Source organism: Aquimarina sp. KJ22-3 (genome assembly GCF_055808215.1).
On the sequence record NZ_CM147859.1, the window covers coordinates 3,320,752 to 3,333,350 of the forward strand.

The following is a 12,599-nucleotide window of genomic DNA, read 5'->3' on the forward strand; positions in this document are numbered from 1 at the left end:
GTCGCGTAGGAATTAATAGAGTTTTCTTCTGATAAGCAACGGCTACGATACTGTCCATTTTTATTTTTGTTGTTATGTGTTTTAAAGAACATTGGGATTACTATTGAAAAATCATAAAAAAAGCCTGCTACCTAAAAGATAGCAAGCCTTTTTTACTGCGAATAGTCTGACGTTTTAAACTTCTTTTTTGCGTCTCATTTTACCAGATCTATTCATTATGAACCTCTTTTACCGCATTTAGAAAACTTATTGCGTTGGCAATTTCTTCGGCCAAAGGCTGAGTTAACTCCTGCGATTCGTCGGGAGGAGAAAGTGCTAAATAATACCCGATGATTTGTGGAGACTTGAATTTAATAACAAGTTCTCCAGCTTCCGCATTAACAGAAACAGATTCTGAAGAATCACTAGAACTGCTGGCAGATGAAGAATTGAAAAGAAAAAAACCACCTCCTGCGCTAGCCGTAGAGCTAGCAAATTGTTTGATACGCTCAGTATGCGAAAAATCAAAGTTCATTTTAATAGAGACATCTTTAGCAATCAAAAAAGAAACAGGATAACAAGGTAATATTGTGGATTGCAATTGAGCCTGAATATCTTCATCGTTAAGAATTTCTTCTGTTGTGATATTACTATTAGCCATAAAAAGTGTGCTACCAGATCTGAAATAATCAGAGCTTTTTCGTAAAATATTCGGATCCATCCAGTTACGTCTAATATTTACTTTTTTAACGAGCATTCCTATTTGGATTTCGGATTTCTCTGACATAAACTCATTGGCAAAATTTGAAGTTTGTGATTGCTTTTGACTTCCGTAGGAACCAAAGAAAAAATTTGTGCCCCATTCTCTCCTGGTAAATGTTGTCGTCATTCTTTCTGTTGACTCCATTTGACTCTTTTTTAAGGTCATCAAAATTTCTGTCCAGGTATCTGGATTATTAGAAGCATAGGCATCGGGAGTATTCAGTTTATCATAATCACTACGTGGTGTTATAGCTCCTCCATTCTCTTCAGGTATCGGAGTATTGGTTAGCGGAACATAAGCAGCTACCGTTTCGTTAGGATTATCTTCGTTTGGCACATAATCCGGAACATACATTTTTTTCCACATCACCATAGATGATTGTAACAGTTGTGCTTGTACTTGACGAAGGTTATCGAGTCTGGTTTTAAGCTGTTCTATGTAGCCAAATATCCATTGCATGTTTGTTTGTCTACCTTGGGATTCAAGCCAAGTAGTAGCCGCTCCGGCAAGTGTTGATCCTGCATTCAACGTTTTTTCCTGCTGGGCCCAAACACCATTTTGTTGGTTTACAATTTTTTCTGTCAACTCAGTAACTCGAGCATAAGTAGCTTCTCCTGCACCTAATCCATATGCGCTATGAATCGCATTAGCAAGGTTCTGAGTCAAATCTTGATCTCCCTGGGCAGTTTTTGTCATCGCAGAAACAAACTTTTCTGTAGTTGTTGAAAAGGAAGTTGTATAAGCTGCTACTGCTTCTACAACTACATATACCGATTCCCCCCAATTTTGAGTTAATGTTGTACGTTCTTGAGAAAATGTTTCTAAAGCTGCTCTAAACTCTGCAAGGCGTGTTTTTGTTTCTTCATCTGTAATATCTGGCATGATTGCAGACCAGGCCTGGACTTCGGATTGTAAAGCTCTAATACTGGTTGATATATCCTGAAAACGCGCTGCTGGAGTAGAAAGCATATCTAACTTCCCGACGGTAGTTTTTAAATCTGTTGACCAGGTTAACGGTACAGCAGTTGATGGCGCATATTCTCCTCCTCCATATTCTATAGGAATAGGAATACGAAAATCTCTAATTTGATTTTTTGCCCGCATCAGATCCTGATCGCTACTGGTATCCAGAATAGAAATAGCAGCCTCCCATTCACGTAAAGGAAATTCTGCCAAAAGATTTTGATGTGCTTCATTGATTGCATTCAAAAAACTTCGTGCGTTGATATTGTACCACTCCAGATAAGCATTATTTTGCTTATCCGGTTGATTAGGATATTGAGATGTTATACGTGCGCGTTCTTCGGTTTGTGCTTTGTCCCATGATTTCTTGGCCGACAAGTATTTTGAATATAATTTATCAAACCATTGAGTTACGGTAATTTCTAGCTGTTCTCCATTTTCATTAATTACAATGGTCTGTTGTAGCTTATCTCGAATGATCTTTTGCAAGTTAATGAGTTCAGAATTTGGAATAGGACCAAGACCATTTATTGCATTCATATATCGATCAGATACACGGCTTCCATCTGTTTGGCTAATAGGAGATGGTGGGATATAGGTGTCTAACAATTGAGAGGTCAATGCTCTAACATCTGCAGGCATTACATAATCCGTTGCCTTTGCATCCCAATTTAATGCTCCTTCATCGAGTACTGTTGCTGGCCAGTTTAAGGAAAACATTTGGTAGGGATTATTGTTCCCGACCGCATTCACTATCCCATCATAAAGGACGGCCGTAAAATTTGTTGGTTCTGGCTCTTCTTCTATACTTCTTTCTCCATTCGACAAAATATTACTAGAAGTTTTTTTACTTTCTTTAATTAATCGATTATCGATCCTTTTTTTCTTACTTTTTACAGGTAAGTCAATTGTGTTTTGCTCTTTTTCTTCCATGATGATTGTGTTTAAAAAAATTAATTAAATTGTTAACTATTAATTCATTGTGACTGTAGGGGACATTAAATTTATCAACATGTTTTGTATTGTTTGTAAGTAGAAATACCTAAATTCCAAAAACTGGGAAATATACTGGGTTTAGATTCAGATCCCTAAAGACCTACACCTCATTCAAATTTTAAAAACATCCTTGTGTAAGGGAACAACAAAACATAACATAGAACATCAATGAATCATCAACTTCTATCCTTTTTAGAACCGAATTATTAATTTTCTCTGAAGCAATATTGATTACTCCCACTGCATTAAGATGATGATGCGTAGTTAAATTAAATTGTCGATCGTTTTTGAGTTTTTAGGGTAACATTTAAGCGTTTATAAATACTTACAATTAGTTGCAAAAAATTACAACATCATATATAAGAAATATAGTTACCTTTAGTAACTATATACATACGTTGTGCTTAATACAACCTCACACAATGAATATTAATCAGCTAAAGTATTTCTTTGTTTATAAATGAAAGAGGCAGAAAAAATATGGCTAGAAAAAGGCTATAAGTATTTTGCTTTTGAAGGTCCTAAAGGACTTAAGATAGAAAGACTTGCCAAAGAAGTAGGAAAAAATAAATCTTCCTTCTATCATTTCTTTGCTGACTTAGAAGTTTTTACAGAAAGACTATTAAAATTTCACTTAAGAAAGGCAAAAGCCATTTCAAAACTAGAGTCAGCCGCAAAGAACGAGAAGGAATTAATAGCGATTATTCTTGAACACAAAATCGATTTATTATTTAATCGTCAACTAAGAATTCATAGAAACCACCCTGAATTTAAAGAATATCTCAATCACATTCTTCAATTTTCTGTTCATGGGTTACTTCCAGTTTGGAAAAACATCATTTCCTTATCGGAGAATGGTGCTTTAGCACAAATGGTTTTACATCTTAGCTTGGAAAATTTTTATCTTCAGATCACAGAGGAAACTCTGAACGAATCGTGGCTAAAGGCATATTTTGCGAATATTCGGCAAATGGTATTCCTTTTTAAACAATCCAAATAGACGGTAGCGTCTAAAATTTGATATTCAGGCTCTCTATTTTTGCCCAAAAGATAGGCTTCAAATGGGATTTAATAGATTATACGTTTTGATGCTTTGTATAGTGTTAATAGTTAATCAAGCATGCACAATGGTAAAGGTAACAATAAGCGAAAAAAGAAATCCAATACCTCAAAAAGTAACTATTGGAGAAAATATGACTCTAACAACTTGGGGAGCAATCAAAGTAAACAAGTCACACTTTTTTCCTTCAAGCTTTCAAATGAAGGTTGATGACAAGGTTATCTACATCGACCCCGTAGGAATTGAGAATGCAGAGCAAGCAGATTATATTTTGATAACTCATGCTCATCCAGACCATTTCTCTTTGAAGGATATTAAAAAGCTTCTAAAGGTTGAAACAAAGATTATTTGTTCTAAAGGAGTTTCAAAAAAGCTGATAGGTATCAAAAATAAAATCAAAGTCGTAAAGCCTCATCAACAATTAGAATTTGACGACTTTAGTATTGAGACAACTTTTGCATACAATACAAAATCAGTTTTTTTATGGATCAAAGCGCACCCTAAATCGAAAGAAAATGTAGGCTATATGATTATATTTAAAAATGGTTTAAAAATTTATCATGCAGGCGATACGGACTATTTTCCTAAAATGAAAGAACTAATCAGTATTGATATCGCTTTAGTTCCCATTGGAGGAGATAACCTAACAATGAATGAGAAGGAGGCTGCTAAGATGGTAAATAAAATTAGACCCAAAATTACTATCCCTATGCACTATGAAATCAAAAACGTAGAAGAATTGAATCGGTTTGAATCTTTGGTAAAGAGCACAACCAAAGTATTTAAGTTAAACTAGCGTAATCTTATCAAAAATATAAAGAAACTGTGTCACTTCAAGATTTAGGATATAATGACTACTTCCAAAAATTAAGACTCAAGAATAATCTTGAGGATTTTGAAATTGGTCGTGTAATAGCCGAACACAAGGAAAGGTATATTGTAAAGAATGAAAAAGGTGAATTTGAAGCAGAGATCACAGGGAATTTAAGGTTTTCTGCAAAAAGCCGTGAAGATTTTCCTGCTGTTGGTGATTGGGTTTCTTTGATGAATCATGAATCCAATTTTGCAATTATTCATAGTATTCTACCTAGGTTTTCAACTCTATCGAGACAAGCTGTTAACAAATTTGGTGAGCTGCAAATAATTGCTAGCAATATCGATTATGGCTTAATTGTGCAATCCGTAAATAGAGATTTCAACATTAACAGATTAGAACGATATTTAACCCTTTGCTACACTTCCAAGATTGAACCCATAATTGTTATAACTAAAACAGACTTATCGGACCAACAGAACTTGAATGATTTGCTCAGCAAAATAAAAGCCAGAGTTGAAAGTGTTCCTCTGATCCACGTAAGTAATGAAACAAAGGTTGGAATAGATAAATTGAAAAAACTTCTCTATAAAGGAAAGACATATTGTCTTCTCGGTTCATCAGGTGTGGGAAAGTCTTCCCTGATTAACAGCTTGATTGGAGGAAATCGAATGAAAACAGCCGCTATTAGTGAAAGCATTGATAGAGGTAAGCACATTACAACACATCGTGAATTAATTCCTATGATAAATGGAGCAATACTCATTGACAATCCAGGAATGCGAGAAGTCGGTATTACTGATAGTTCAGTAGGAATAGAAAGTACATTTGAAAAAATATGCGACTTGGCACAAAGTTGTAGATTTTCAGATTGTACTCACACCTCTGAAAGTGGTTGTGCGGTTCAATTAGCGATAGATAATGATCAGATAGAGAAATCGTATTTTGAGAACTATTTGAAAATGGAACGAGAAAAAGAACATTATGAATCAACCATAGTCGAAAAACGCAGAAAAGACAAAGATTTTGGTAAAATGATAAAAAACTATAAGAAAAAGAAAAAATCAAATAAGGACTAAGCACAACACGGTGTATAAGCAATAGAGGTTTAAGTGCAAACTTGAACGTTTTTACATTAAATATAGTATCTTATATGTCTGAAAAGCAGAAACGTATAATCCGTTACTGCCCATACACTAGACCATTACCCACAATTTGAGAAATGCAAGACAAAAATTCGAAAATTACGATCCATATGGTTTCCAGTCTTGATGGTTTTATAGCCAAAAAGGATGGAAGTGTATCTTGGATGCACTCAAAAGATAATTACGAAGAAGGTGTCGAACTGACGAAAGAGTATATTTCGGAATTCCTTAAGTCTATTGACTGTTATGTTATGGGGTCTCGTACTTATGAACACGCTGTTGAATTGGGTTGGCCTTATGGAGAAGTTCCAGTTTTTGTTCTAACCGAACGACAACTTGAATCGGATAAAAAAAATGTACAATTTATTTCAGGTCACTTAAGCAAAATAGTAAATGATCAACTAAAAAACCAGTACAAAAACATTTGGATGGTTGGTGGAACTATGCTCACGAAAGAATTTCTACGACTTGGATTAGCGGATGAAATAAATATCACGATAATCCCAACACTTTTGGGTGATGGAAAACTTTTCTTCGACTACATTGGAAAGGAAATTCCGTTGCATTTAAAGGATGTAACTGCCTTTAAAGATGGAATGGTTGAAATGGTGTATGAGATAAATAAGAAATAAAAAAACCGTAGCTAACAATGGTAACCGTTGCACAAGCCAATATTTTTCAAATAATTGACCCTAAATGCGCTCTTTTAAGAGCGTTTTTATTTTGTTGTTATCTTATAAGGAATAAAATTATAATGGCTTATATACAGTTTTATAAAGCAAGGAAAGATGTTTTTGATTCTCAAAAAGCAGCGTGCAGCTCCTGCTCCACTTTTTAACTGTTTTTCTACAAATTTCAGGTACTTCTTCAAATTGTAGGCAGTTGCTGATAGGTGCATCACTTTATTAGCCTGCCTAATCCCGATCGTATTGATTTTCCGTAAGCCCATAAATTGGGTAAGTGTTCCAAACACTGGCTCAACAGTACTCTGTCGTTTGGATTTCATACGTTTGCCTTTTTTGGTTTGTAATCGCTCCTTAATACGCTCATATTCCTCTCTGTAATACGTAACACTAAATTTCTTCTCTTTAGCACTTTTACCCAAACAGCTTGATGATAATGGACATTCTCTACATATCTTGCTAGATATACGGTATTCTTTCTTCTTGGTCTTGGTACGATGATCCAAAAATACTTTCTTGAAGGGTACTACTGATCCGTTAGGACAGATATAATGATCTTTAGCTTCTACATAAGTAAACCCGTCTGGGCCTCCTTTATAGGTCCCGTGTGTTGGTATATAACCTATAATCCCTTTTTGTTCTAGATAAGCGTAGTTCTCTCCACTACTATAGCCTGTGTCGGCAAGTACGTTTTCCAATTGAAAACCAGACCCCCATAACCGCTGTTGTAAACGATCTACTATATCCTGTAGATATTGATTGTCTTTCCCATCGGCATGATAAGCCTTGATGTCAGTGATCACATGGTTAGCCGTATCTACACTTAGTTGGCTACAGTAATTAAGTTTTCTAGCCTTACCAGGTTTTACGCTTATACGCGCATCAGGATCGGTCGGACTATAATGTGTTTTGTTACTGGTGTAACGACTACCTTTATTACCAGCTCCAGGCCGATGATTTTGATGCGTACTCCAGTTGCCAGTGCGGCTCTCTATCTCTTTAAGCTCTTTATCGCTGGCAGTAATACCCCGCTGTTCCTTACTCGCTTTGTTTTCTTTGGCTTTGCGAAAAGTATCTTTATCACGGTTGCTAATATGACGAATATCCGCTAGATGAGCTGTTAGATCCTGCTCTGGAACTTTTAACTCCAAAGTATCCATGCTTGCATTTGCCTTTATCGGAGCTGAGTCAATGGCTTGAGTATTGCCTTTTACCATACCTTTACTAACACACATCTCGAAAATATGAGTAAATACCTGTTCAAAAACTGATTCCGGAAATAGTTGTCGTGTTCGGCTAATAGTAGAATGCCAAGGAAGCTCTTCATCTATATCATAGCCGATAAAATATAAAATATCCAATCGCATACTACAATGATCCATAAGTTTACGATCACTGATGATATTTTCTAAATACCCCACTAAACATAGTTTAAAGAATACAACGGGATCAATACTTTTTTGACCGCTAGATCCATAATACTCTTGAGTTAATCCGTATAAAAACTGAAGATCCAAAAAATCCTTGAGACGTCTGTAAAAATTATGTAATGGAACACGATCACTAAGCTGAAATTGATTGAAGAGCTTTTCTTGGTATATTTTCTTGCCTTGCATAACTAAAGATAACATACCAATCCAAAATCAATAACAAATCTATCTTACATTTTTGTTAACTTGTGCAACAGGCACAATGGCTATAATTCATTGTGGTTTTATGTCACACCAAAATAAAAGTATTAATCAAAGGCTGATTTCTAAGCATAATGGAAGAAAGTGAATAATTGGAAGAACCTTTTTGTCACTTTCATAAGGGTCCGATATGTTTTTTACGTTTTCTAGATGTTTTAGCACATCAAAAGCAGGCCTGAATCTCTGTAATTCCCTATGAAATATAACTTTGTTACTTACTGTATTGTTAAGTAAGAAAAGGGTCACAAAACTAATAAAAAGCTAACCTTCTAAAACCTCTGCTCTCCTAATTTTAAATTCAAAACACCTTTTGTTTAGTTGATGATTTGCGTCTGAAGAAGTTACATCATTGCTACTATCATTAATAAGTTCAGTTTCATCAAAGCCTATAGCGTTCTCGATACGATTCTTTACAATACCTTACAAAACAATATAATCGCTGGTCGTTTTTGTTCTACAGTTAGAAAGCGATAAATTATATTTATCCGGAGTCCTAGAATCCTTACGAGATTCGATTTGATTATCATGTTAGGGATTGCATCATTAGTAAAACAATTTTATTCAGCTCTTGCAGCATCGTTCTTAATAAAAGATAATGGATAGCCATATTAAAAATCTAAAACCTGTGATTTATGTAACATTCAACTCTTATTATACAACCTCTTATCCGTTAATTATAAAGACCTTTATCTCAACAATTTACTTTATTGTTTCAAAATTCAAACGATAAAGAATTTATATAGAGATTTGTTATACAGTTCCTTTTCAACGAAAAGACTATAACTCGAAAAAAAGTAAAAAATAATTCTTAGGGGTAAATTAGGTATTGTACAAGAAAATACTCTTGAATCATTTTTCTGTTTCTTTTTATTAGTAATTCACTAATAAAACTTTAGGTTCCGGCGATTATTTCTGTGCTTATGTAATCTCCGGAATTTAAAGAAACTTAACAATTCTAAGGATAAGACTAGTAAGGATCAAATCTTATTAAATGAAGTATTAAAAAATTATAGTATAGTAAATATGAAACTTGATAATAAGGTAATCGGTAAATATAAAATAGGAGATACAGTATTCACTAAAATAAATCCCAATATTTCCCTAATCGTTCGGAGATATATTGGTGGGGTTTATTACTGCGGATTTCAAAATGACCCCGATAGATGGGAATTAGGTTTGACCGCCAGAGCATTGATAGGAAGTTAAACTCTTCCTGAAATCCATTTTTTATATTAAATCACACAAATTATGAAAACATCAGCAATTGTCTACTGCGAAAATGAACTTGGCAAATTGGATGGCAAAGTAGCAAACGGTCTTGTCCGACATTCAGACAAGTATAAAATTGCTGGTATAATTGATAGCACAAAATCAGGTCTTGATGCAGGAGAATATTTAGATGGAATCAAAAATGAAATACCAATATTCCAGAATTTCAATCAAGCTATCGAAATGTTGGATAGTATTCCAGAATATTTTATCTACGGAATTGCTCCTCTCCAGCCCTTACTTAGTGATGAAGAGAGAAAAATTATTTACACTGCTATTAAAGCTGGGATGCATATTGTAAGTGGACTTCCTGAGTTTCTATCAGATAATGAAGTTTGTATTCGTCTCTCAAAAAAATATAATGTATCTATTTTTGATGTAAGAAAACCACCCCCTAAAGAAAATCTTCACCTCTTTACAGGCAAAATAAGAAATGTTCAAACACCAATAATAAAGATATCCGGAACAGATTGCGCAGTTGGCAAGCGAACCACTGCACTTAAATTGGTAGAAGCGCTGAAAAATGGAGGTTTGAACGCCATCTTTATAACTACAGGCCAAACAGGAATACTTCAAGGTTCAAAATATGGTATTGCCATAGATGTTCTAAGTTCTGGCTTTGCTACAGGAGAAGTAGAAAATGCTATTCTAGAAGCAATTAAAGAACAACCTGATATAATCGTAGTAGAGGGGCAAGGAGCCCTTAGTCATCCCGCATTTACCTCTTCAAGTGCAATCCTCCGAGGTGCTATGCCAAAGGCTATTATCCTTCAGCATCCACCAAAAAGACGCACCAGGTGTGATTTTCCGGAAATTCCAATGCCCACACTTGAGAGTGAAATAAAAATGTTAGAAACCTTCTCTGGATCCAAGGTTATTGCAATAACAATCAATCATGAAGATATGAATGACCAAGAAGTTGAAAATGTAACAAAGGCTTATGAAGAAAAATATCAATTACCTGTTACTGATGTCCTGAAAAACGACTGCAGTAAGCTGGTAGAAAAACTTCAAGAAATATTTCCTGATTTAATTCGTGTCAACCCACTACTATGTCAATCCCAAGAATAGATATTAATCTTAGTAAAATTGCTCATAATGCTAAGATTTTAACCTCTATTTTTCAGTCAAAAGGTATAGACATAATTGCTGTTACTAAAGGAGTTTGCGCAGATCATCATATTGCTAATATTTTGGTGAAGAGTGGAGTTAAAATTCTTGCCGATTCAAGAATATCAAATATCAAAAAAATGCGTATTGCTGGAGTTAAAGCAAATTTCTTGTTGATTAGAACCCCAATGATCAGTCAAACAGAATCAGTAGTATTATATACTGATATCAGTCTAAATTCTGAGTTATCTGTAATAAAAAAACTTTCAGAATTTGCTATCCTACACCGTAAGATCCATAAAATCATACTTATGGTAGAATTAGGGGATTTACGTGAAGGTATATTACCATCGCAGTTAGAAAATACTATCAAAAAAGTATTGACCTTAAAAGGTATTAAACTCGAAGGTATAGGTACAAATCTTGCTTGTTTTTCAGGAGTTAAGCCTACTGCAGAAAAAATGGACACATTATCTGCAATTGCTATTAATATTGAGAAAAAGTTTAACATAAAGTTATCTATCATCTCAGGGGGGAACTCAGCTAATTATAATTGGTTTACTACTACAAATGATGTAGGTAAGATTAATAATTTGAGACTTGGAGAGTCCATATTTTTAGGCTATGAACCTTTAACCGGAAAGCCAATTCCGAAACTTTACCAAGACGCTTTTATGTTGGTAGCTGAAGTCATCGAATTAAAAAACAAAGGATCAGTACCAAACGGTGAAATCGGTTTGGATGCCTTTGGTAACAAGCCAAAATTTAAAGATCAGGGTATGATAACGCGAGCTATACTAGCCATGGGCGTCCAAGATGTAATGGTGACAGGGTTAACTCCTAAATTAGATATTGAAATTCTGGGAGCTGGTGGAGATCACATTATTATCAATGCCAAAAAAGAAAAATTAAAAATTGGCAGCAATGTTTCATTTACATTAAAGTATGGTGCACTAGCTACTGCTATGAATTCATCCTATATTTTCAAAAATGTCATTACTCCAATAAGCGCAAGAGAGTATTGTCTTATAGTCGAAGAAAAAGATAGGTTGCACAAAAAGAAAACCTTGATGATGGCTGTCAAGGAGGATAATTCGCCATTGATAAGTCTTCAGGATTCTGACTTTAATCTAATATTCGAAAAGTCCCCGCAAAAAAACTATCGCTATTTGGTTAGAAAGGAAGTATATAAAAAAATAGGGCGAATTAGTAAGCTTCTGTACGATCAGGGTAAAAAACTAATTATTAGATCCGCGTGGAGATCATTTGAACACCAACAAAAACTATCAGATCAAAAGACCCATTTCATTAAAAAGAAACATCCGGAAAAAACCAAAGAAGAAATTAATGAAATAGTGTCAAACTTCATTGCACCAAGAATGCAATCTACCCATGCAACCGGAGGAGCTGTTGATGCTCTGATTTATGATTTGCGTGGGGAATACGTGCTTGATTTTGGAACCAATGATGGATTACACATTGATTTAAATGAAAAATGTTATCCTAAACATCCAGATATAAGTAAAAAAGCAAAGAAAAATCGAAAGCTTCTTATGAAACTTTTCGAAGATGAGGACTTTGTATGTGACCATAAAGAGTATTGGCATTTTGACTATGGCAATATTGCCTGGGCTGTTGAAAAAAATAAAGAATACGCTCATTTTGGTATTTTAGAAGCACCGAATATACAATCAACTGTTTTTCAACATCTCGATAAAACACTTTTTTATCTTTAGGTTTATCTATTAATCTTCAAATTCTCGGATGGCTCATCATTGTAGTTAAAAACTAAGCCTGTTAAATCTTTTTATATGACTTCCAAATTGGTTGGTCGAATAATACCAAAGATGTTTGATTCTTTGATAATAAACATTTTAACACCTTCCATAGAGACTTCTGTTCCGGACTCCCTTTCAAATAACACAAGATCCCCAACCTTTACAATCAAAGGCTTATCTTTTTTACCTTTTCCAGTTGCCAGTATGATTCCTTTTTGAGATTTTTGATTGCTATTAATTGTATCAGAGATGACAATCCCTGCCTCAGGTTTTTCCTGTGCTACATCCTCCTTTATCAAGACCCAATCTCTAAGCGGTTGTATTTTAAATTTACCTATCATCTTTATT

At 34.6% G+C, this 12,599-nt stretch carries 10 protein-coding genes; 7 read left to right on the top strand and 3 right to left on the bottom strand.

Going from position 1 to position 12,599, the window contains the following annotated elements; genetic code table 11:
• Positions 1-208: 208 nt before the first annotated feature.
• On the bottom strand, positions 209-2,638 hold the full coding sequence (locus AC0L3Q_RS15265; RefSeq protein WP_473280667.1) for a hypothetical protein: 2,430 nt from the start codon (positions 2,636-2,638) through the stop codon (positions 209-211).
• 523 nt (positions 2,639-3,161) lie between these two features.
• Between AC0L3Q_RS15265 and AC0L3Q_RS15270 the strand changes: the two genes are divergently transcribed.
• The 4 genes from AC0L3Q_RS15270 to AC0L3Q_RS15285 all read left to right on the top strand — a co-directional run bounded on the left by AC0L3Q_RS15270 (position 3,162) and on the right by AC0L3Q_RS15285 (position 6,352).
• Complete coding sequence (locus tag AC0L3Q_RS15270; protein ID WP_473280669.1) at positions 3,162-3,701, top strand: TetR/AcrR family transcriptional regulator; 540 nt, start codon at positions 3,162-3,164, stop codon at positions 3,699-3,701.
• Between the two features lie 127 nt (positions 3,702-3,828).
• Positions 3,829-4,557 (top strand): MBL fold metallo-hydrolase, encoded by a 729-nt coding sequence (locus AC0L3Q_RS15275; protein WP_473280671.1) that lies wholly within the window; start codon positions 3,829-3,831, stop codon positions 4,555-4,557.
• Between the two features lie 29 nt (positions 4,558-4,586).
• The gene (gene rsgA, locus AC0L3Q_RS15280) at positions 4,587-5,654 is read left to right on the top strand and encodes a ribosome small subunit-dependent GTPase A (protein ID WP_473280674.1); all 1,068 of its coding nucleotides are present in this window, start codon (positions 4,587-4,589) and stop codon (positions 5,652-5,654) included.
• A 143-nt stretch (positions 5,655-5,797) separates the two neighbouring features.
• On the top strand, positions 5,798-6,352 hold the full coding sequence (locus tag AC0L3Q_RS15285; protein ID WP_473280676.1) for a dihydrofolate reductase family protein: 555 nt from the start codon (positions 5,798-5,800) through the stop codon (positions 6,350-6,352).
• An 86-nt stretch (positions 6,353-6,438) separates the two neighbouring features.
• Here the strand turns inward: AC0L3Q_RS15285 and AC0L3Q_RS15290 are convergent, their stop codons facing one another.
• Complete coding sequence (locus tag AC0L3Q_RS15290; RefSeq protein WP_473286891.1) at positions 6,439-8,019, bottom strand: IS1182 family transposase; 1,581 nt, start codon at positions 8,017-8,019, stop codon at positions 6,439-6,441.
• A gap of 1,098 nt (positions 8,020-9,117) precedes the next feature.
• Here AC0L3Q_RS15290 and AC0L3Q_RS15295 point away from each other — a divergent pair.
• From AC0L3Q_RS15295 to AC0L3Q_RS15305, 3 genes are read left to right on the top strand one after another with little or no spacing between them, the layout of a single operon-like run.
• Complete coding sequence (locus tag AC0L3Q_RS15295) at positions 9,118-9,300, top strand: hypothetical protein (protein WP_473280678.1); 183 nt, start codon at positions 9,118-9,120, stop codon at positions 9,298-9,300.
• Between the two features lie 42 nt (positions 9,301-9,342).
• Positions 9,343-10,434, top strand: coding sequence for an N-acetyltransferase DgcN family protein (locus tag AC0L3Q_RS15300; RefSeq protein ID WP_473280680.1), 1,092 nt, complete (start codon positions 9,343-9,345; stop codon positions 10,432-10,434).
• The gene (locus AC0L3Q_RS15305; protein WP_473280683.1) at positions 10,416-12,209 is read left to right on the top strand and encodes an alanine racemase; all 1,794 of its coding nucleotides are present in this window, start codon (positions 10,416-10,418) and stop codon (positions 12,207-12,209) included. The genes AC0L3Q_RS15300 and AC0L3Q_RS15305 overlap by 19 nt, the downstream gene beginning before the upstream one ends.
• A 71-nt stretch (positions 12,210-12,280) precedes the next feature.
• Here AC0L3Q_RS15305 and AC0L3Q_RS15310 read toward each other — a convergent pair whose 3' ends face one another.
• On the bottom strand, positions 12,281-12,592 hold the full coding sequence (locus tag AC0L3Q_RS15310; RefSeq protein WP_473280685.1) for a co-chaperone GroES: 312 nt from the start codon (positions 12,590-12,592) through the stop codon (positions 12,281-12,283).
• Positions 12,593-12,599: the final 7 nt, after the last annotated feature.